Source organism: Pseudomonas asuensis, from assembly GCF_014646755.1.
GTDB classification, from domain to species: Bacteria; Pseudomonadota; Gammaproteobacteria; order Pseudomonadales; family Pseudomonadaceae; genus Chryseomonas; species Chryseomonas asuensis.
Map to the genome: position 1 here is coordinate 461,766 of NZ_BMNW01000004.1, position 21,555 is coordinate 483,320.

Below are 21,555 nucleotides of genomic sequence, written 5' to 3' on the forward strand. Positions count from 1 at the left end.
GTTGTCACGTATTTGGCTCGGCCATCTTGGCCGTAGTCAGCTGCTCGTATGGCTGCAGCACGCTTTCGCGTTGTTCGCCTAATACCCAGGCGAAACCACCATATAGCACACCTAGGCAAATCAGGGTAAACAGAGCGACCAACCACCATGGAACAATGCGCACAAGGCTGCGGCGACCGTCTTGCAGGCCCTGCCAATGGGGAGACAGCTCTCGCGGAATATCACCACGTAGCTGACGAATTTGGCGATAGACGCTGTCTCGGATGGCTTCAAGCTCCAGCATGCCACGAGGCAGGACCCGGTACTTGCCCTCAAAACCCAACGCAAGGCACAAGTACATGAGTTCGAGCATCTGTAGATGCTTGACCGGGTTGCGTGTCAGGCGCTCCAGCAACTGGAAGAATTTTTCGCCGCCAAACGTCTCGTTATGAAAGTTGCTCAGAAGACTCATCTGAGACCATTCGCTCTCATTACCCCATGGCGTCGTGACTACGGCTTCGTCTATTACCGTGCACAGTACATAGCGCGCTGCCATGACTTGACCGCTTTCAGCCCCTTCGCCAAAGGCGCGGTGTTCGAACAGCTTGATGGCTGTCGTAAGGCGCTCTTTTAGGGCATACAGGTCTTCGGCATGGTAGCTGTGTTTGAGTTGAACCACTTCGGACAACAGGCCAGAGGCCGCCGCGATCAGTGGGTTGACGCTCAAGTTGAAGCTTTCCGCCGGACGCAGGCGGGCGGCATAGATCATCCGCTCTTCCAACTGCTCGACCCGGGGTGAGTCGGCGAAGTCGGTCAACGGGTTATGTGACGAGCTCGCCGTACCCTGGCGGCTCAGCACAACGGTTTTATCATCCTGACCGTAATCGTGATCCTTGATCATTGTCAGCTCCTGACTGCCCAGAATTTGAGTTCGAGTCCGGGGAAGTCACCGGACACGTGAATGGCGAAACCGCCTGACTGCTCCAGTTGCGCCTGTTCGTCGGCGCTGAGTTCGAGGGCGAAATAGGTCTTGCCGGAGTGGAACGGGATCTGCCGCGGAGCGACCGGCATGGGTTTGATTCGAATACCGGGCAGGTGCAGGTTGACCAGCTGGCGGATACGCTCCACCGGGCCAATCTTCAGGTGTGCCGGTAAACGTTGGCGCAGCTCTTCCGAATCGCATTGGGCGCTGGCGGCGAGGACAAAGGAGGCGGAAGAAATGAGGCTGTGATCATGCAGCGGCGATACCTGAATGCCGTACTGACGCTGTTGCAGGACCAGCTCGACAGCATGTTGCTCCAGTACCATCGACAGAACATGGCGCAGTGAGTCCATCAGCTTGCGAAAGCTTTGAGCCTGATCGCTGTGCTGGTAGCGGTTATCCAGGCGCGGACGCTTGGTTTCACTAGAGAAGGTAGCCAGCTCGCCTAGCAGCCCAAGCAACTCGCGGAAGATCAGTTCAGGATGCAGCTGCTCCAGCGTTAGAGAATGACGAAGCGTCGGCTCGTAGCGGTTGATCAGCTGAAGCATCATGAAGTCACCGACTTCAGCGGTACCTACCTTGCCAGTGGCGCGGATGCGCTCGGCCAGGATGTCACCTCGATGGGCCAGCATGCTGATGACTTCTTTCAGGCAGGAGAGCAGGTAGTCCGATGCATGGACGTGCAGATAGGTAGGGGTAAAATCACCGTCTAAGCTGATGACCCCATCTGGTGTTGTGTCCAACACTTCACAGACTTTGAGTTTGACAAAGGCTTCGTCATTGGACCGCTCACCAAGCAGCAATTTGAAGTCCGGGCGACCACAGCTGACTTGGCTGATGATGCTTTCACCAGCATTCGAGTCCGCGACTTCAGCCTCATAGGCGCGATAACGGGCCAGGACATCCTTTTGCTCAAGGCGCCTAGTCTCCACATGATTACCCGTGACCAGTGGCAGTGCCAGATAGACAGAGGCACTGCTGGTATTGGCTGGGACATCCAGCGCCAGGGGTTCGCCTTCGCTGGTCATCTCGAACAGTGCGCCATCCGGCAGCACGCCGGAGGCCTGGCTGATCACCAGTTTACCCATGCTTAGAAACTGGCGGTCGATAACGAGGCTAAAGAAGCCCCAGGTGTAACTTCCCAGTTGACGAGTACGCGCTTTTAACTGGTCATCGTGGTATCGGTCGCTTTGCTGGAAGTGCTGAGGACGCAGCAGCATACCTTCCTGCCAGATCACTTTATGTGCAGTCATGGGGTCAGTCCTTGGCCTTTTTCTCAGGCGAGGCGGAGTGAATGCCCTCGGCATCCAAGGACAGATCCGCGCGGGTGATCTGTTTGGACGGAACCTCGATCACATAGCGCCATTGGGTTTCCGGCAGGTCACGATAGGCGGCCAGTACGCCGACATAGCGGCTATCGTTCTGGACGGATAATTTCAGGTCACGCTTCTCACCGGGGCGCAGTTCGATTTCTTCAGAAGCGACCAGATCAGGCGACAGGGCCTCGCGTGGGCGCTCATACAGCGAGAAGAAATCCGCATTCTGGAAGGCAATAGGGTGTTTTAGCTCGATCAGACGGATCACGATCGGCGAAGGACGACCATTGAGGTCCGGGTTCAGGGTGTCGCTACCGGACAGGCTCAGGTCAAGCTTGGTCACGTCGGAGCTCATGGAAGAGCAACCTGTAAAGGTCATGGCGGCCAGCAGGGCCAGGGGAGCAAAGCGGATCATGGTGTTCATCCTTGAAAGTCGGTGTTCAGCGTGGCGATCAGACGGACCTGCTCTTCATAAGCAGTGGCAAAGTCACGGGCAAACAAGCGTTCGCTCCAATCGCCATCCTGGCGCAGGCTGTGATGATGACGACGATAGGCGCGCCAGCGGCTGCCTGCCGTTGCAAATAGCGGCTTGCGTCCCTCACGCTCAAAACGCAGGGTCAGCTGCTCGGGATCCAGTTGGTCCAGCGTGGCCTTGACGACAGCGCGGCTGGCGGCGAGCAGGGCGACCTGATGGGCCTGAAGGTCGCGATAAGCGCGGGTGATGGCCTGATCTGCCGGTAGCTGGCCGGGCTTGTCGCCCTTGAGCATGTGCCCCAGCGTTTCGGTGCTATCCGCGCCGTGCTTGAGGGGGTTATTACCGGCACTCTGAACGGTCGTGAGGGACAGACGCAGCTCGTTCTTTACCTCGCTACGAGTGCGCAGGGTTTGTTGCAGGCCGCTCATGCTCTGACGCAGCAGGCGAGCCGCATTGAATGCCAACGCCTCGCGTGCTTCGTCATCCAGACCGGACAGGTCCAGGCCAAGTGCCTGACCGTAACGGTCCCAGAACTCCTGTGACTGATGCTTAGGCACTGCCCGCACCGGTTCCGGCTGTGGCGCTGCTTCTGGCTCGGGTACAGGGATCAGTTTGGGTACAGTCAGGCTTTCCATGTCGACACGGGCATAGTCGGCACGGGATTCATCGACACGTGGGCTAACCAGGATGGATAGCTCATCAGGCTCGGTATAACCCTGGTCCTGGCGATCAAGGGCCGTAAGCGGGTCCAGTTCAAGAAAGGCATCATCCGGGATCAGACCATTTGCGCTATTGGCTGGCATGGGACGGCCCAGGTCCAGGTCGAAGCGTGAGGGATCCTGCAGGAGACGGGCACGAATCTCGAAATCACCCAGGCAGAATATATTGCCGTGCTCAATGCGATGGGGCTGGCCTTTGACCAGGCGGGCGCCGTTATCCTTGAGCGTGATGCCATTGCTGCTGGTATCCGTAAGGTAAAAGGCGTCGTCACGACAGCTGACCAGCGCATGGTGGCTGGACAGGACGCGATTACGGTCGGGGATAACCCAGTCGCTGTCCTCGGCGCGCCCAATGATGCCGCCGACCTGTTTAAAGGTCCGCGTCGTCAACATGCCGGGTACGAATTGCTGGGCGCTGACCAGATCAAAAACCAGTTCCATGGTATGTACTCCTTGCGTCAATTGCCGCGGTTAAGTGCTTTCGGATCGCCGAGCGGGCGATAGTCCTTATCGGTGCTCTTTGGATTGCTGGAGCAGCCAGCCACGCCCAGCGTCAGGGTCAGTAGTGCGGCGATCCAGAGTCGAGTGGGCATGGTGGTTACCTCAAGTGATGCGTTGTGTTGGTGTGAAGTTGGCAAGAGGGGCATGAGTCGGCTCATAAGTCGGTCGGGCTGATACTCAGCCGCTCCATGCGGTACAGCAGTGTGCGGCGCGGCAAGCCCAGCTCGCGGGCGGCATGGGTCTGGTTGCCGTTGTTTTTGCGCAGGCAGTCAATGACGAGTCCGCGCTCCAGCTGGTCCATCCGCTCGCGCAGGGTCAGGCCGACTTCGGGCATCGTCTCCTGGCGCAGCGGGAAATGTTCGGGTCTCAATTCATTGCCGTCACATAGCAGAACCGCGCGCTCAACGAGACCTTTGAGCTCGCGGACATTGCCCGGGAAGGCGTAGCCCGCCAGCCGATCCAGTGCGGCTTCTGTCCAGCGACAGGGTTCGCGTTGCAAAAAGGCGCAGGCCTTCTCGGCAAAATGGCGTGCTAGTCGTGGAATATCGTCGCCACGCTCGCGTAGTGCCGGCAGCTCAATAGGGAAATGCGTGAGGCGGTAGTAGAGGTCCTCACGGAAGTTACCCTGCAATACCTGGTTGTAGAGATCACGGTGGGTTGCGGCGACGATTCGCACATCTACCTTGTGAGTCTCGGTGGAACCGAGCGGACGCACTTCGCCTTCCTGTAGAACGCGCAACAGCTTGGCCTGAAGGGTCAAGGGCATGTCGCCGATCTCGTCCAGAAACAGGGTGCCGCCATTGGCCGCGTCGAACAGGCCCTGGCGATCTCGATCAGCTCCTGTAAAAGCACCTTTACGGTAGCCGAACAGTTCGCTTTCGAGCAGATTTTCCGGCAATGCGGCACAGTTCTGAACGACGAACGCTTGTGTACGGCGGGCGCCACAATCATGAATGGCTCGGGCGACCAGCTCTTTGCCGGTACCCGTTTCGCCGGTCAGCAATACCGTGACTGGGTTGTGCAAAACCTTACCGATTAATTGGTACACACCTCGCATCGCGTTGCTGTTACCGATCATGCCGTATCCGCTGGCGCACGGTTTGACCGGTTCGGTTACCGGAGCTGTTTCCGGCTCGGATGTTTGTAAACGCTGAAGCAGGTTCAATTGCGCGATGGCAAAGGTCCCCAATGGCGAGAGCAGACCACTCAGGGCTTCAAGGTCACGGGTACGGTGTGTAGCGCATACCATGACGCCTTGTACGCTGCCCTGTGCATCGGCCAGTGGCAAGCACAGCAGGCTTTTCCAGGTGTACCCCGCCGGTAAAAAGTCAACGGCATGCAGGCTTGGATGGAGTTCGGTCAAGGCCAATGGACGATTCTGGAACAAGCAGTACTGCAACAGTTGCCCGTCGTAATCGGCGGGCAAGCTATTGTCGTGACAGGCTTGGCGCTGTTCGTTGATCCAGGCCGCCGACAGGGTTAGCGAGGTATGCGTAGCGTCCAAAAGGTAGAGTTGACAGAGGTCGGCCTGGGAAAGGTGGGCGGCCGCCTCAATCAGTTCACCCAACAAACTCTCACGACTGGCCTCCTGTGCCAGACGTGCGAAGCGTTGAAGTAGCACTTCGGTTGGGCGCAGGGGCTGAATGGCTTCGGGAAGCATTGCGACCACCTCAGGCAAACTCACACAGAACCGCGCCATCACCATCCAGTGTGGCATGGACATGGGTCAGGGTTTCGCCCGCTGCCATTGCCTCTAGCAAGCGGTCAGCAATGCGTGGTAGCAGGTATTGGTCAAGCAGGTGGTCAATCAGGCGGGCACCGCTATCGCTCTGAGTGCAACGCTCGGTCAGGTGGTCAATCAATGCTTCGCTATGGCTTAGCGTCAGTTGACGGCGAGCCAGACGCTGGCCGAGACGCTCCAACTTAACGCCCACCAGTTCACGCAACACATCGCCGCCGACCGGGTAGTAGGGAACAACGCGCATACGTGCCAGCAACGCAGGCTTGAAATGACGGGTCAGCGCAGGGCGGATAGCCTGCTCCAGCTCATCAACCGGCGGACGCTGGCCTTCTTCGCACAGGCTGGCGATACGGTCGCTGGCCAGATTGGACGTCAGCAGGAAGAGGACGTTGCGGAAGTCGATCTCGCGGCCTTCGCCGTCATTGGCAACGCCCTTGTCGAAGATCTGATAGAACAGATTTAGAACGTCCGGATCGGCTTTCTCAACTTCGTCCAGCAAGACGACAGAATAAGGCTTTTGGCGTACGGCCTCGGTCAGCATGCCGCCTTCGCCATAGCCTACATAGCCGGGCGGTGCACCGATCAAGCGCGAAACGGTATGCTTCTCCTGGAATTCAGACATGTTGATGACGGTCAAAAAGCGCTCGCCGCCATACAGCAGGTCCGCCAGCGCCAGACCGGTTTCGGTCTTGCCTACACCACTAGGCCCTACCAGCAGGAATACGCCTACGGGCGCATCAGGGTTATTCAGGCCCGCAGCGGCTGCACGCATGGCCCGGTTGAGGACTTCAACCGCCTGACCCTGGCCGCGAACACGTGCGCTGAGGTCATCGGCGAAGCGAGCCACTTTTGCATTGTGCTCGCGAGCTAATTGCGACAGCGGCACGCCTGTCCAATGGCTGATCACCTCTGCCACCAGACGCGGGCAGACCTCGAAGCTGACCAAACGCCCTTCAGCCTGGGCTGTCGAAAGCTGAGTCTGAACCGCTACCAATTCCTGCTCCAGAGTGGCCAGGTCCATCTCGTCTACCGCTTGGCCTTCAGCTTCGGTAATATTTTCGACGGCTGTGCTGTCTTGCTTTACGCGTGCTTCGGCACACTGCTGACGTAGCTCCAGGAGGCGCATAGCCAGGTCACGCTGAGCACTCCAGAGGGCTTCCAACTGTTCCTGCTCGGCCTGAGCCTCAACCAGGCGATTTTCCAGACGATTCAGCGCCTCTTCGTCAATGGCAAGGCCAGACTCCAGGTCACGGCTCAGCGCAGCAAACTGGCGCTCGCCTTGAGCGATTTCGCTGCGCAGGCGTTCAATGGCCTCTGGTGCAGCAGCCAGGCTGATACGAACCCGAGCGCAGGCAGTGTCGAGCACATCGACCGCTTTGTCGGGCAGCTGGCGACCGGCCAGGTAACGTGCGGACAGTTCAGCAGCAGCCACGACGGCATCATCGCGCAGGTAGATGCCATGGCTTTTTTCATACACGGAGGCCAGACCACGAAGGATGGTGATGGCTTCTGTTACCGTGGGCTCCATCAGTTTGACTGGTTGGAAACGGCGAGCCAGAGCCGGGTCCTTCTCAAAATACTTCTTGTACTCGCTCCATGTGGTTGCCGCCACGGTACGCAGTTCTCCACGCGCCAGCGCAGGCTTTAACAAGTTAGCCGCATCAGAGCCACCTGCCTGACCACCGGCACCAATCAGGGTATGTGCTTCGTCAATGAAGAGGATGATCGGTTTGGGTGACGCTTTGACTTCATCAATCACGCCTTGCAGACGGCGCTCGAACTCACCTTTGACGCTGGCGCCAGCCTGTAACAGGCCCAGATCCAGGGACAGCAGCTCGACACCCTTGAGGGCTTCGGGTACTTCACTGGCGGCAATTCGAAGCGCCAGACCTTCGACGATAGCGGTCTTGCCCACGCCCGCTTCACCCACCACGATGGGGTTGTTCTTGCGGCGACGGGCCAGGATATCGATCATCTGACGAATGGATTCATCGCGGCACAGGACTGGATCGAGCTTGCCGTCACGGGCCTGTTGCGTGAAGTTGTGAGTAAAGCGCGCCAGAAAGGATTCGCCAGAAGCAGACTGAGCTGCCGTAGTCTGTGATTTCCGGGACTGGGCATAGTCGCGTAGACGCTCGGCATCAAGCTTGGCGATTAAGGGCTGGTACTGCGTACCTGCATAGCGCATCGGGTTGCGCAGCAGGGCTAGAATCAGCGCGGCGGGGTCGATGTGGCTCTGGCCCAGCTCAAGGCTGGCAACCAGCAGGGCATCCTGAAGCCACTGCACCAGCTCCGCCGAAAAGACCGGGTTGCGTGACTCACTGGCTTCTCCACGAGGTTGTAAGGTACGCGCCAGTTCACCGGGCTCGACGTCTGCGTCCTGCAGAGCGCGGGCCAGCAGGCTGTCCGAACGCTCCAGCAAATTCAGCATCAGGTCTTCGACCAGGATCTTGCTACCCCCACGAGTCAGGCAGCGTTGAGCGGCCTGTTCCAGGTCGCGGCGGGTGTCGGCATCCAGTGCCTGTACCAACTGTTGCAGGTCAACGTTGATCATGTCATCAGTCCTTAATGAGTCTTGCCGGCCAGCGTTACGACGCCGTCCGCATGTTCATGGCCAAGCCAGCTGGTCCAACCCAGGCGGCATGGGTTATCGGCGCCAAGCCGCAGCTCGCGGATGGCATCGGTGCGCAATTCCAGACGCAGGTCGTAGTCCAGCGGATCGCGCAACGTAAAGCGCACCAGGGCGCATAGCGGCGCATAACCTGCGCCAATGGGAAGAAATTCGTGGAAGCGGTTCCAGTCCAGCTCACGGATGTGAATACGAAATTTGCCGCTGCGGTCACGTACTTGCTGGCCAAGAACAAGGTTCTCGCCTAGGGTGCTGTTACACAGGCCCAGTCGGTTCTGCTGATCGGCAGAAATCTGTACCTGGCGCTCGATGCACTGTTCGATATGCATGGCGGCATGCTTGAAGTAATAGCGCAGCACTGCTTCGATCAAGGCCGCCGAGTGAGCGCGCAGGCTCAGCAGGCCCAGATAGGGCAGCAGGCGTTTCCAGTTGAGTTCCTGTGATTGGCGAATCGTCTCACCACGCAGACCTATCAAGGCAAACAGCTGGGCAGAAAAATCATCCATGGCGCCACGTTGAAAGCTGGCGTTGTAGCGGTATTTACGCCAGATCGGCAGCAACAAGCGCTGGAAGCGATGATTGAAAAGATCCAGAAACTCGCGGGTTGGATTACCGGAGGGGCCATCCCCTAGCGCCTGCTCGCTATAAAATGCAGGCAAGGGCGAGCCGGCACCCGCCAGGCTGACCAGGTTCAGGCGCATCCGCGCGCGCATCTCACCGTCTTCTTCAAAGAACTCGATACGATCGATATCGCTACCCGGAAACCCCAGGCTCGGGTTGGCCTGAAATTCGAGGCGGTCGTAGAGCGCTTCGTCATCCAGGTCGGGATTGTTCTGTCTAAGCTTTTCCAGTACCCGCTGTATGCCCTGGAAGAGGGTGTACTCACGGATACCGCAGCTCAGCGAGCTCAAAGCAAGGGCTGTTGCCCCATGCGCGGCGTCCATTGGTACACTTCTCCTTGTGTGCTTTTCACGCGCAGCTCATGATAGGAATTGAGGCTGGCGTACAACGCGAAAAATTCATTGAGGACCGAGGCGAAGACAAACAGGTCGCCTTCACCCAGGAAGCCTTCCGGGTCCATGGTCAGCTCTGTGCTGATACCGCGAACGGGTAGTCCACGGTGGAGTCGGTCAACCGGCTTGTGGCTGATGCTTTTCAGGGCACCTAACTGGCGACGACTGATCTTTTCGGCGTGCTGATCGTAATAACGCGGCAGGTCATAGGTTTCGAGAATCACCTTGAGCGCTTCTACATCGGAGAGCGACAGGTAATTCAGCGACATATTGGAAATGAGCTTCCACAGGAAGTCGCGCGACAGTGGCGGCGCATAGCACGGTGTCGCGGTAGTGATATTGCGAAAGCTCAAGAACTCCGGTGTGTCTTCGCTAGGCAGGCAGATGTCGCCCAGCTTGAGCTGCAACGGTAGATTCTGGTTGGTGCAGACAAGCTCGATAGACAGCGTTTCGTGGCGCTCCTGGGCTACGGCATCACCGAAGCGGCTGCCTGACTCCTGAATGCCGAACGATAGATAAGTGTCGACACCGTCATGCAGGATCGAGGTGCGTTGGCGCACGCTGTAGTGTGGGCGAACCTTGGGTACGTCGAAACTGGCATCGTGCTCAAATGATTCGAACGGTACATAGTCTTCATAACCCATGCCGCCCGGTCGCCAGCCAGTTACACGTTCGACGGAATAAACGCCGCAGTGCTCGGTGTCGTATTCGGCAGGTAACAGCAGATATTCGTCCTGCTTGCCATCCAGGCGGATCGGCAGGGCGTCATGGTTGAACAGGTTAACAATAGGCGTGCAATACAGGCGTACGTTATCGCGGGTGGGCCGCAGGCGCTGGCTGCCTACCTTACGCAGATCAAAGCGCAACTCCAGGCCGCGCGTCTTCTTGATGACGTCTTGAGGCAGCGCATTAACGATATTTAACCCATCAAGCTCGACAAACAGGAACTTGTCCTGAAAGGCAAAATATTCCTGTAGGAAGCGGTAACCCCGGAAAGTATTGTGCGGGTAAGGAATCAGCGCTTCTTCCTCGTCGACGCCTACCGCACGCAGGCGATCAGCGCCCAGCTTGAACTGGATCGGCGTATCGTCGAGAGCCTTGACCGGCTTGTTGTCGGCATCCAGTGGTATCAGCTGGACACCTTCCAGATGGCGCAGCAACGCCAGGTACAAGGTCTGGCTGATATAGCGCTCACCCGCCAGATGCAGGCGCAGGCGCTTGAGGCCGATATCACCCAGATGACCTTCGGCACTCAGGGTCAGGCGCAGGTTGAGCAGGGCGCCTTCGCCTTTGGTGGAGTATTCCAGTGCAGAAAGCTCCAGCGGCAGTACGTCTGTAGCAAAGCATGTCCGGAAACGGCAGCTTACGTCCTGTACCGGACGCGCTTCCACTGGCGTGTTGCGTGCGACGGTAATGGCTCCACCGGGACGCTTGAGCGGGTCGAACTGAAGCATGCTGAACGCCGGTAGCGGGCGCATGTAGTTCGGCCAGAGCAGGTGCATCAGGGAGTGAGTCAGCTCTGGCAGCTCGTCGTCGAGCTTCTGGCGCAGGCGTCCAGTCAGAAAGGCAAAACCTTCCATCAGACGCTCGACATCCGGATCCCGACCGCTCTGACCCAGGAACGGTGCCAGGGCCGGGCTGCGCTCAGAGAAGCGCTTGCCCAGCTGCCGCAGCGCGGACAGCTCGCTCTGGTAATAGTGGTTGAACGACATGTGCTTTCCTTAGCTGACCTTCACTTGTCCGCTGCCATCCAGACGTGCGGTAAAACTGACCTGCTTCTTGATCCCGTCCACGTCCAGCCAGCCTTCGAGAACAAAGCTCAGGGTCAGCGGATCATGGCTGCGGGGCAGGGATAACACTCGAACGCTAGAGAGGCGAGGCTCGTAGGCGTCGATAAAGCGTTCGATGGCGACACGCGCCTGATTCAGCGAATCATGCAGGGACAGGCGCATATCGTTTAGATCAGGCAACCCGTAATCGGGCTGCGTTTGCACGCTGCCCGCACGGGTGCTAAGCATTTTGGCCAGGTGAGAAGCAATCGATGCCGTAACGGCTTGCTCCCGGGTCAGGCGGGTACGCTGATCCGCTTCCCCGCAAAGACGTTCGAACAGGCTACCGTAGCTCATCACCTAGCTCCTGCTTACTCTTTGTCCAGCTTGCCAACCAGGGACAGCGTGAAGTCTGCGCCCATGTACTTGAAGTGTGGACGAACGCTCAGGCCAACGCGGTACCAGCCCGGCTCGCCATCCACCTCGGTGACCTTGATGTTGGCAGCGCGCAGCGGACGACGACCACGAACTTCGGCACTGGGGTTTTCCTGGTCAGCGACGTACTGACGAATCCACTTGTTCAGCTCAAGCTCAAGGTCGGTACGCTCCTTGGTGCTACCGAGCTGCTCGCGCTGCAGGACCTTCAGGTAATGCGCCAGACGGCTGACGATGAACAGGTAAGGCAGTTGAGTGCCCAGCTTATAGTTCATCTCGGCATTCTTGCCTTCTTCGCTGTTACCAAAGGCTTTCGGCTTCTGCACGGAGTTGGCGGAGAAGAATGCGGCGTTGTCGCTTCCCTTACGCATGGTCAGCGCAATGAAGCCTTCCTCGGCCAGTTCGTACTCACGGCGATCAGAAACCAATACTTCGGTTGGGATCTTGGTTTCGATCTCACCCATGCTTTCGAAGTGGTGCAAGGGCAGGTCTTCTACCGCGCCACCGCTTTGCGGGCCGATGATGTTCGGGCACCAACGGAACTTGGCAAAGCTGCTCGTCAAGCGGGTTGCAAAGGCATAGGCCGTATTACCCCACAGGTAATCTTCATGGCTGCTGGAAACGTTTTCTTTATAGACGAAGCTTTTGACCGGGTTTTCTTCCGGATCATAAGGCGTACGCAGCAGGAAGCGAGGCAGGGTCAGGCCCACATAGCGGGAGTCTTCCTGCTCGCGGAAGCTCTGCCACTTGGTGAACTGAGGGCCTTCGAAGTGATCCTTCATATCCTTGAGGTCTGGCAGGCCGGTAAAGGCTTCCAGGCCAAAGAACTTAGGACCGGCTGCTGCAATGAAGGGCGCGTGAGCCATGGCTGCAACGCTAGCTACATGCTGCATGGTCTTTACATCAGGGGAGCTGGGGTCGAAGAAGTAGTTGGCGATGATTGCGCCGACCGGCTCACCACCAAACTGACCGTACTCAGCGGTATAGATATGCTTGTACAGACCGGATTGAACGATCTCCGGGGAGTCCTCGAAGTCTTCCAGCAGGTCCTGCTTGGATACGTTCAGGATTTCAATCTTGTTGTTCTCGCGGAAATCCGTACGATCCACGAGCATCTGCAGACCACGCCAGGAGGACTCCATGGATTGGAATTCGGCATGGTGCAGGATCTCATCCATCTGGCGGCTGAGCTTGGCATCGATCTCGGCGATCATGCGATCGACCAGCGCCTTCTTGACCGGCTCTTTCTCGTTCTGTGGCTTGAGCAGCTCTTCAATGAACGCTGATACGCCCCGCTTGGCAATGCCATAAGCTTCGTCATCAGGTGTGAGCTTGGTTTCAGCGATGATACGGTCAAGAATGCCGGCTTCGCCTGTTACTTGAGCGGTTTCGAGAGCGGTATTGGTACTCATCTGAACTCTTCCTTGTCCTTGATTCAAGCGTCTTGGTCGGCCTTGGCAGCCAAGCCGAGTTCGCCTAGTACACGTTCGCGGGAATCATCGTCAGCCAGCACACTTTCAATAGCCTTGCGGAAGGCCGGGGCATTACCCAGCGGGCCTTTCAGCGCGACGAGAGCATCACGCAGCTCCATCAGCTTTTTCAGCTCTGGTACTTGATCGACGATGTTGGCGGGGTTGAAGTCCTTCATCGTGTTGATGTTCAGGCTGACACCCAGCTCTTCGCCTTTGGCATCATCCTGCAGGCGGTTTGGCACGCTCAGGTTTAGCGTCAGCTCCTGCTTGCCCAAGACTTCGTCGAAATTATTTTTGTCGATGCTGATTGGCTTGCGATCTTCGACCTTGCGGTCATCTGCGCGCTGGGTAAAATCGCCCAGAACCATTAGCTTCAAAGGCAGTTCCTGTTCTTCCTGAACATTGCCAGTGGCGGGTTTGAAGGTGACGTTGATGCGTTCCTTTGGGGCTACCGAGCCTTCTTTGGCCATGGCATTTCTCCTTTCTGTGTGAGGGCCGTGCGGCCTCAATCAAGTACCACTTCGAGATCGATGTGGCACAACCTGCGGTAAAGCTCGTCCTTGTAGTCTCGTACTCCAGGGTTCTGAGGCAGCAGTTCGCAGCACTGGTAAAGCAGCTGCAAAACATCCAGGGCGAGTTCGGGTTCCCACTCGGCCAGACCGCTGCGTTGCAGCGTCTCATCGAGCGTTTGTAACTGGGTCTTGGCCAGATCGTATTTCTTGGCCTGGAAGCAGAGGCGAGCCATGGTGAGCTGCCAGAAAAAGCGCTCACGGCCACCTTGGGCGGTAGTCATACCTTGCTTGAGCGTTTGAACCGCGTGCTTGAGTCCATCCTTTCGCAGGGTAGGCAACAGGGCTTCCAGCGCTTCTTCCCAGGCAGGACGGTTATTACCTGTGCTTGGGGCTGCTTCGCGAGGCGCACTGGGTGCCTGAAGGTGTGGCATGACATGCGCACTGATCCAGGCACGGGTTTCAGCATCGGCGAAGGGCTGACCATCATGAAAGCGTAGCTCCACGATGCCGGATACACGGCTTAGGAACAGAGCAAAAGGCATTTCGATTTCTTTCAGCGCCGCCTCTGCGCCCTGAGCCTGAAGGCATTCCCATGCCAGCCGTTGCCCATCGAACCAGAACGGAGCACGCGCCAGGCTGGCCTCTACGTCGACCAGCAAGCTTGCATGCTGGCCTTGTTCGAAGCGCTCTTTATAAGAGGCGATCTTGTCGGCGGGCAGTCCACGAAGTGCAGTGATCTGTTCGGCGTTGTGCTCAGGCACGCTGTCGATACCCAGCCAGAGCAAGGCACGATTCAGGCGCAGGGGGCGAATGTCGGTCGCTTTCTGTCGGGTCCACCAGGTACAAAGCGTGCGGGCGCTGTCCTGTTGGGCGCGAAGAGCCTTATGCGCATCCTTGTCACTTTCAATCGGTCCAGCTGGCGTGTTGGATGAGGACGAAGATGACGAAAGAGAGGCTGTAACGGTGTCGGTACTGGTTATCGTATTGACCGGAGCCGCTGCCTGACCTGCACGCTTTACGTGTTCATCTATACGGCGACACAGCGGCAATAATAGTGGCGCCTCTTCACCTAGGTGTGTTGACAGGCAGGTATCCAGTTCCTTGAGGTGCTCGACCAACTGCTGAAACAGCGGCAGCTGGTCAGGTGTTGGAGAGTATTGAGAAAGGGCCGGTTCCAGTCGTGTCAGCAGCCACCCTAGCGCGGCACTGCGTGTGCGCACTTTGCGTGGATGCAGATCATCCCAGTGTTGGGTGCACAAGGCATGCAATAAGGCGATACCCGCCTGCAACCCAGTAAAACGCTCACGTTGATAGAGCGCCCAAGCCAGCCAAGCGGCTACACGCAGGTCTTTGGATAGGGTCCGCAGCAGCACTTCGCTGCCGTCACAGATCAGTTGCCAGTCGATCTGGCCGCTCTGATGAAGGGATGACGCTTTGGCTAGCTCAGCTTCGAGCTGTTCATACTCGCTGGAGTAACGGGCATCCTCACCGCCGAAGTTGCCCGCTTCGATGGGGTGTTCGGCCAATGCCAGGTAATGCGTAGCGAGTGAACTGGAGAACGTCATTCCATGACCTTGCCGAAGCATCCATTGCTCTAAGGAGGGCGATAGTGAATGGCCTTCCAGGCCTATCGTCTCCGCGAAATCCTGCGCAATTCATTGCGCAGCTCAATGTGCAGCAAGTTGCGCACATGAGTAATGGTGCGCATCCTAAAGAGCTGAGCCCTTTAGAACAAGGCAGTAAATGTGACGATTCGAACATTTAAGAGAATTGCCGCCTGAGCGGTATTTGTTACCGAGACGAACGGTTACCTGCTGCAACCGTTGCGTCTGGGGAAAGGCGTCTGCTACGAAGGGTGACGCGTTCCGCTTTAGGTTCTGTGCGAAAACTGCCCGAATACGATCACCTTTTCGCGTAAAACCTAGCGGCGAGGAACCGAGCGAGTACGACCGCTGCCGTCGATAGCGACGAATACAAAGGCGGCTTCAGTTACTTTGCTCCATTCGTTGGAGAGCGGGTCGTCGCTCCAGACTTCAACCATCATGCGGATCGAGCTACGGCCGATCTCCAGCGCTTGAGTATAGAAGGAGAGTTGTGCACCCACCGGAACGGGCACCAGAAACGCCATACGGTCAATGGCGACTGTGGCAACACGGCCCTGGGCGATTCGACTGGCCATGGACGTGCCGGCCAGGTCCATTTGGGCGACGAGCCAGCCACCGAAAATATCGCCGAACCCGTTCGTTTCACGTGGGAGTGCGGTGATCTGCATGGCGAGATCGCCTTGAGGTATCGGATCTTCTTGTTCGAGTTCTTCAATCATGCGCTGGGCGCCCCTGGAGCCCTTTTCAATTTTTATGGCTGGGAGACCGTGTAAAGCAAGAATATGGCCAACCTGACCGGGCGTTTCGGATGTCGTTTGATTATGGGCAGTATATAGACTGTGCCAGTCGGGTACGACAGGGTGTTGACAGTTTAAATAAATTCGTTAAACAGCTTGGGCGGCAGCATTTGAATTTGCTATCGTGCTGGTTTGCACATGACAGACCCGACCGGGCCGTGTCATGGCTACACAGGTGATGGTTTGCGTTTAACCGGTTCGGGCCAGGCTCGTAATGTTGTCCACAAGATGACGGAACGAACGTATCACGGCCCAGTGCTCACACGGCTTTTCATTTCCCTGGTTCTCGCTCTTATATTAATGTCTCGTCTCCGCCTCGTGCGGATTTACGGCCTCCCTGCTTAACTAGGGAGACGTTCACCGGTGTAGCTCGAACCTGTGTGCGGGAAAACCCCTGCTTGTCCAGGTTCCACGGTCTAGCGCGAACGTGTGCATATAATTCTAACGAGACTTGAGCCATGAGACCGCAATCCCATTCCGCCTTGCCCGAATCACGCCCGTTAGGGCGCAGTGACTATAAGACCCTTTCCCTGTCCGCCTTAGGTGGCGCCCTCGAATTTTACGACTTCGTGATTTTCGTGTTTTTTGCCGCCGTAGTAAGCAAGCTGTTCTTCCCGGCTGAGATGCCTGAGTGGCTGCGTCAGATCCAGACCTTTGGCATTTTTGCCGCAGGCTATCTGGCCCGTCCGCTAGGGGGTGTCATCATGGCCCACTTTGGTGATCTGCTGGGCCGCAAAAAGATGTTTACGTTAAGCATCTTTATGATGGCGCTACCCACATTGTTTATGGGCCTGCTGCCTACTTATGCACAGATCGGTATTGCCGCACCCTTGCTGCTATTGTTTCTGCGCATCATCCAGGGAGCAGCCATCGGCGGTGAAGTGCCGGGTGCCTGGGTATTTGTGGCTGAACACGTGCCCAACCGCCATGTGGGTTATGCCTGCGGTACGCTGACAGCCGGCCTGACCTTTGGCATTTTGCTCGGCTCGCTCATGGCAACGCTGATCAATACCGTGTTTACGCCAGTTGAAGTGCATGATTATGCGTGGCGTTTTCCATTCCTGATTGGTGGTGTGTTCGGGTTGTTCTCGGTGTATTTGCGTCGTTGGTTGCATGAAACCCCGATATTCGCCGAGCTTCAGTTGCGCAAGTCGCTCGCCAGTGAGGTGCCGCTCAAGGCGGTTCTGCGCGATTACCGAGGCGCAATAGTCGTCTCGATGCTGCTGACCTGGATGCTGACCGCTGGCATTGTGGTCGTGATCCTTATGACACCGACGCTGCTTCAGACTCAATATGGGTTTGCCGCTGCTACAGCCCTTAAGGCTAACAGCCTTGCCATCCTCTTCTTGACTGGTGGCTGCATTGCTTCGGGTGCGTTGTCAGACCGTTTTGGCAGCGGGCGGGTTTTCCTCGTTGGTGGCGCGCTTCTAGGTATCGTCTCCTGGACCATGTATGCAACCCTTAAAACACACCCCGAATGGCTGTTTCCGCTGTATGCAATGGCGGGCCTGTCGGTCGGCGTCATTGGCAGCGTACCGCGCGTGATGGTGCTTGCCTTTCCGGCAGAGGTGCGCTTCTCGGGGCTGTCCTTCTCTTATAACTTGGCCTACGCCATCTTTGGCGGACTGACGCCAATGATTGTGACGTTGATGCTCAAGCAGCACCCGTTGGGCCCGGCATATTATGTAGTAGGCCTTGCTATCCTGGGCATGCTGGTCGGCGCCTGGCTTCTTAGTCAGGAGCGCCGTGTCGTACCCGTCACGGCCTGACTCTTCTGCTTGCGTCCGAATGCTGCCTCAGACGAGGTAGCGTTCGGCGAGCTTGGCCCAATAACGCGCCCCGATGGGAAGCAGGGCATCGTTGAAGTCGTAGGCGGGGTTATGCAGACTGGCGCTGTTGCCATTGCCGATGAACAGATAGCACCCCGGACACCGTTCAAGCATATAGGCGAAATCCTCACTGGCGCTGATAGGCGCAAAATTCGGCGCGATGGATTGGCCGCCAAAATATTCTTCCGCTACTGATCGCGCAAACGCAGTTTCCTGGGCATGGTTGACGAGGACGGGATAGCCTCGCCGGTAATCGAGCTGGGCGGTTGCACCAAAGCTCTCCGCCTGGGCCCGTGTGACGCTACGAATTCGCTGCTCCAACTGATCACGAACGTCATTGCTGAAAGCGCGAATCGTCAGTTTCATATCCACTGCATCAGGAATGACGTTGTCCGCATGACCGCCGTGAATGCTGCCAATGCTGATGACCGCTGTTTCCAACGGGTCGACATTGCGCGACACGATGCTTTGCAAGGCCATGATGGTTGAAGCACTGGCTACGATGGGATCGACGGCCTTGTGCGGTACAGCGCCGTGACCGCCCTGACCAACGATGCGTAGGTCGGCCGTGTCAGCGGAGGCCATGGCCGGACCCTCTACAAAGCAGAACTGCCCGGCAGGTACGCCCGGCATGTTATGAAAACCAAAGATGGCATCGCAGGGGAATAGATCGAACAGACCATCCTCAATCATGCGTAATGCTCCACCGAGCCCTTCTTCGGCCGGCTGGAAGATCAGATGCAAGGTACCATCAAACGCTTGTGTCTCGGCGAGGTAGCGGGCCGCTGTCAGCAGGGTCGTGGTATGGCCATCGTGCCCACAGGCGTGCATCCGACCCGTATTGGCACTGGCATAGGGCAAACCGGTAGCTTCTGCGATAGGCAGGGCGTCCATGTCTGCGCGAATACCGAGCCGCTTCTTTCCAGAGCCGACCTTGAGGGTGCCAACAACACCGGTGCCTCCCAGCCCCCGATGAACCTCGTACCCCCAGGCCTTTAGCGAGGCGGCCACCAGATCACTGGTGCGATGCTCTTCGTAGCCCAACTCAGGGTGCCGGTGAAGGTCTCGTCGCAGTGTGATCATGTCAGGCAGGAAATCTTCAATTCTCAAGGTCGTTTCATCACGATGAAGCGTTTCAATAGGCATGGCGGATTCCTTATAGGGGAGCACTGGCAAGATCAGTCGAGGTGACGTTCCTGGAAGGCCAGCAGGCCGATCAGACCGATGCATAGCATGCTGATCAGGTACCAGGCAGGTGCCAGAGGGGCATGGGTGACTTGCAGAAGCCAAGTGACAATAAACTGCGCTGTGCCGCCAAACAGAGTGACGCCAATGGCATAGGTCATGGCAAGGCCTGTTGCCCGGACGGAGCGGGGCAGGGACTCACTGATGAGCAGCAGACCCGCCGTCATGTTCATGCCTAGCGCAGCTACGACAATCAATCGGCAGAGTAGGGCAAGCCCTTGCGTATCTGGTGAGTCCAGCCAGGCGAAGGCGGGATAGATGTTAAGGATAGCGATAACCAATGCGATGGCAGCCAACCGCTTATGATGGCCAAAGCGGTCGGCAGCCAGTCCGGCGAAGAGGGCGGACACCATCAGCACAGCACTGCTGGCAGTGCTCATCCAATAGGCTGTTGTAGCAGAAAGATGCGAGACCCGAGTGGTATACGTCGGCATGTAGAACAGGATGATATAGGTCATCAAGGTGGCCGACATAATGATCAGAAGACCCAGCAGGAAACCTCGTGTATGGCTGCGCAGAAAGGCCATGACTGGAGCAGGTTCTGGTTTATCGGTTACCTGGGCTTGATAGGTTTCATCCACATGGGCCCGGATGTAGAGGCCGACCGGAATAATCAGCAGGCCAATTAGAAACGGTACGCGCCAGCCCCAGCTATGCAGCGCCTCTTCGCTGAGCGAGCCGTGCAGGATCGCAGCCAGCATGGCGCCCAGCAGGGAGCTGCCGCCTTGGCTGATGACCTGCCAGCTGACATAAAAGCCGCGTCTACCCCGGCTGGCTGATTCCAATAGTAACGCTGTCGCTGCGCCAATCTCGCCGCCTGCTGAGAAGCCTTGTAACAGACGCCCAACCAGCAGGAGCAGCGGTGCGAAGATTCCAATCTGGGCATGGGTTGGCGTTAAGGCAATAAACAGGCTACCCAGCCCCATCAGCAGAATCGTCAACAGCATGGCTGCCTTGCGCCCGGCGCGGTCGGCATAGGCGCCCAGGATCATGCTGCCCAAAGGGCGCATCACAAAGCCAACGCCAAATACCGCAACGGCCATAAGCAGCGAGCCATAAGGCGTGTCCGAGGGGAAATAGAGCTGGCCGATCAGGCTGGCGAAAAAGCTGAAGACGGTAAAGTCGAACATTTCCAGTCCGTTACCCAGGCTGGCGGCAGCGATCAGCTTGGCGCGGGGCAGCGGAGCAGCTATTGCCGATGGCGTAACGGAGGCGGCGTGCGAAGAAAGCGCATGAGCCACGGGGTATCTCCTTGGACGGCCAGAGGTCGATAGCTAGGCAAGCAAGGTTCGCGCCGTGTAGGCACGGCAGGCTTGAATTCATCCCATGGGGCGTAGCTGCTGGGGAATTTACTCAATGCAGAAAATGGTGGTGAAAGACAGGCTCCATGATGGTGCGCGGTGCACTAAATACGGTTGAACATTCAGCGCATAAGCCTGAGTGACGTCACAATATGGTCATATTTCAGTCATATAGTGGCTCAATGCCCATAGGCTGCCGACGGGCGCTACCTAACCATCCTTGCAAGGAACGTGGTATGAGATTCAAAAGGCTGATGGCCGCCATGACGTTTGCCGCTGTTGGGTTCGGCGCAACGACTGCTGTAGCGGCCATCGACCCGGCTCTTCCGGACTACCAGAAGGCCAGCGGGGTATCGGGCAACCTGTCTAGTGTGGGCTCGGATACTCTTGCCAACCTCATGACGCTGTGGGCCGAGACTTACAAGCGTAACTATCCAAGTGTAAACATTCAGGTGCAGGCTGCCGGTTCTTCGACTGCGCCCCCCGGCCTGACCGAGGGCACATCCAACCTGGGCCCGATGAGCCGCAGGATGAAAGACTCCGAAGTCCAAGCGTTTGAACAGAAATATGGCTACAGACCAACCGCGGTTCCGGTGGCTGTGGATGCGTTGGCGTTATTTGTCCACAAGGACAATCCCATAAAGGGGCTGACCATCGAACAAGTGGATGCCATCTTTTCATCCACACTTCTTTGTGGTGGCAAGCAGAACATCAGGACCTGGGGTGACCTGGGCATGACTGGCGAATGGGCCAACAGACCGATTCAGCTGTTTGGCCGCAATTCGGTATCCGGTACCTATGGATATTTCAAGGAGGAGGCGCTGTGTAAGGGCGACTTCAAGCCAAATGTGAATGAGCAGCCGGGCTCGGCTTCGGTCGTACAGTCCATCAGCCAATCACTCAACGGTATCGGTTATTCCGGCATTGGTTACAAGACATCCAGCGTACGTACCGTACCGCTGGCCAAAAAAGGCTCTGACAATTATGTGGAAGACACTGAGCAGAATGCTCTCAATGGTAGTTATCCACTGTCCCGCTTCCTTTATATCTATGTGAACAAAGCGCCAAACAAGCCCTTGAGTCCATTGGAAAGCGAGTTCTTGAAAATGGTACTTTCCAAGACCGGTCAGGAAGCGGTCGTAAAAGACGGTTATATTCCAGTTCCGGCTAAAGTCGCTGAAAAAGCCAGGAAAGATCTGGGCTTCTGAGCCTGGCTTCTTTTACAGTTGCCTGCCC

18 protein-coding genes are annotated in these 21,555 nt (G+C 57.3%); 2 read left to right on the top strand and 16 right to left on the bottom strand.

All coding sequences use genetic code 11. The features are described from left to right. Nucleotides 1-4: 4 nt before the first annotated feature. The 14 genes from icmH to IEX86_RS11720 form a co-directional block, all read right to left on the bottom strand. Entirely contained in the window at nt 5-880 is an 876-nt protein-coding gene (gene icmH, locus IEX86_RS11655) for a type IVB secretion system protein IcmH/DotU (RefSeq protein WP_188866280.1), read from the bottom strand. A gap of 2 nt (nt 881-882) precedes the next feature. Continuing rightward, nucleotides 883-2,214, bottom strand: coding sequence for a type VI secretion system baseplate subunit TssK (tssK, locus tag IEX86_RS11660; protein WP_188866281.1), 1,332 nt, complete (start codon nt 2,212-2,214; stop codon nt 883-885). Between the two features lie 4 nt (nt 2,215-2,218). Continuing rightward, complete coding sequence (tssJ, locus tag IEX86_RS11665; protein ID WP_188866282.1) at nt 2,219-2,692, bottom strand: type VI secretion system lipoprotein TssJ; 474 nt, start codon at nt 2,690-2,692, stop codon at nt 2,219-2,221. A gap of 5 nt (nt 2,693-2,697) precedes the next feature. Continuing rightward, the gene (tagH, locus tag IEX86_RS11670) at nt 2,698-3,912 is read right to left on the bottom strand and encodes a type VI secretion system-associated FHA domain protein TagH (RefSeq protein WP_188866283.1); all 1,215 of its coding nucleotides are present in this window, start codon (nt 3,910-3,912) and stop codon (nt 2,698-2,700) included. Nucleotides 3,913-3,929: 17 nt separating this feature from the next. Further along, nucleotides 3,930-4,064 carry a hypothetical protein gene (locus IEX86_RS11675; protein WP_010796278.1) on the bottom strand — a complete coding sequence of 45 codons (135 nt, stop codon included), beginning with the start codon at nt 4,062-4,064 and terminating at the stop codon, nt 3,930-3,932. Nucleotides 4,065-4,126: 62 nt separating this feature from the next. Then, entirely contained in the window at nt 4,127-5,632 is a 1,506-nt protein-coding gene (locus IEX86_RS11680; RefSeq protein WP_188866354.1) for a sigma 54-interacting transcriptional regulator, read from the bottom strand. Between the two features lie 10 nt (nt 5,633-5,642). Beyond that, the gene (tssH, locus tag IEX86_RS11685; RefSeq protein ID WP_188866284.1) at nt 5,643-8,267 is read right to left on the bottom strand and encodes a type VI secretion system ATPase TssH; all 2,625 of its coding nucleotides are present in this window, start codon (nt 8,265-8,267) and stop codon (nt 5,643-5,645) included. Nucleotides 8,268-8,278: 11 nt separating this feature from the next. Then, the gene (gene tssG, locus IEX86_RS11690) at nt 8,279-9,286 is read right to left on the bottom strand and encodes a type VI secretion system baseplate subunit TssG (protein ID WP_188866285.1); all 1,008 of its coding nucleotides are present in this window, start codon (nt 9,284-9,286) and stop codon (nt 8,279-8,281) included. Next, the gene (tssF, locus tag IEX86_RS11695; RefSeq protein WP_188866286.1) at nt 9,250-11,067 is read right to left on the bottom strand and encodes a type VI secretion system baseplate subunit TssF; all 1,818 of its coding nucleotides are present in this window, start codon (nt 11,065-11,067) and stop codon (nt 9,250-9,252) included. Before tssF ends, tssG begins: the two co-directional genes overlap by 37 nt. A 9-nt stretch (nt 11,068-11,076) precedes the next feature. Continuing rightward, the gene (gene tssE / locus IEX86_RS11700; protein ID WP_188866287.1) at nt 11,077-11,484 is read right to left on the bottom strand and encodes a type VI secretion system baseplate subunit TssE; all 408 of its coding nucleotides are present in this window, start codon (nt 11,482-11,484) and stop codon (nt 11,077-11,079) included. An 11-nt stretch (nt 11,485-11,495) separates the two neighbouring features. Then, a complete protein-coding gene (tssC, locus tag IEX86_RS11705) occupies nt 11,496-12,971 on the bottom strand; it encodes a type VI secretion system contractile sheath large subunit (RefSeq protein ID WP_188866288.1) in 1,476 nt (491 codons plus the stop codon). Between the two features lie 23 nt (nt 12,972-12,994). Then, on the bottom strand, nt 12,995-13,501 hold the full coding sequence (gene tssB / locus IEX86_RS11710; RefSeq protein WP_188866289.1) for a type VI secretion system contractile sheath small subunit: 507 nt from the start codon (nt 13,499-13,501) through the stop codon (nt 12,995-12,997). A 35-nt stretch (nt 13,502-13,536) separates the two neighbouring features. Then, nucleotides 13,537-15,108, bottom strand: coding sequence for a type VI secretion system protein TssA (gene tssA / locus IEX86_RS11715; RefSeq protein WP_188866290.1), 1,572 nt, complete (start codon nt 15,106-15,108; stop codon nt 13,537-13,539). A gap of 356 nt (nt 15,109-15,464) precedes the next feature. Next, nucleotides 15,465-15,863: an acyl-CoA thioesterase gene (locus tag IEX86_RS11720; protein WP_188866355.1), complete on the bottom strand. Its 399-nt coding sequence runs from the start codon at nt 15,861-15,863 to the stop codon at nt 15,465-15,467. Between the two features lie 539 nt (nt 15,864-16,402). Here IEX86_RS11720 and IEX86_RS11725 point away from each other — a divergent pair. Then, nucleotides 16,403-17,713 carry an MFS transporter gene (locus IEX86_RS11725; protein ID WP_188866291.1) on the top strand — a complete coding sequence of 437 codons (1,311 nt, stop codon included), beginning with the start codon at nt 16,403-16,405 and terminating at the stop codon, nt 17,711-17,713. A 27-nt stretch (nt 17,714-17,740) separates the two neighbouring features. On the opposite strand, the gene IEX86_RS11730 is transcribed toward IEX86_RS11725, so the two are convergent. Further along, nucleotides 17,741-18,919 (bottom strand): M20 aminoacylase family protein, encoded by a 1,179-nt coding sequence (locus IEX86_RS11730; RefSeq protein ID WP_229685309.1) that lies wholly within the window; start codon nt 18,917-18,919, stop codon nt 17,741-17,743. A gap of 32 nt (nt 18,920-18,951) precedes the next feature. Continuing rightward, nucleotides 18,952-20,259, bottom strand: a complete 1,308-nt coding sequence (locus IEX86_RS11735; RefSeq protein WP_188866292.1) for an MFS transporter — start codon at nt 20,257-20,259, stop codon at nt 18,952-18,954. 296 nt (nt 20,260-20,555) lie between these two features. Here IEX86_RS11735 and IEX86_RS11740 point away from each other — a divergent pair, with 296 nt between their 5' ends. Next, complete coding sequence (locus IEX86_RS11740) at nt 20,556-21,527, top strand: phosphate ABC transporter substrate-binding protein PstS (protein ID WP_188866293.1); 972 nt, start codon at nt 20,556-20,558, stop codon at nt 21,525-21,527. The last annotated feature ends 28 nt before the right edge of the window (nt 21,528-21,555 follow it).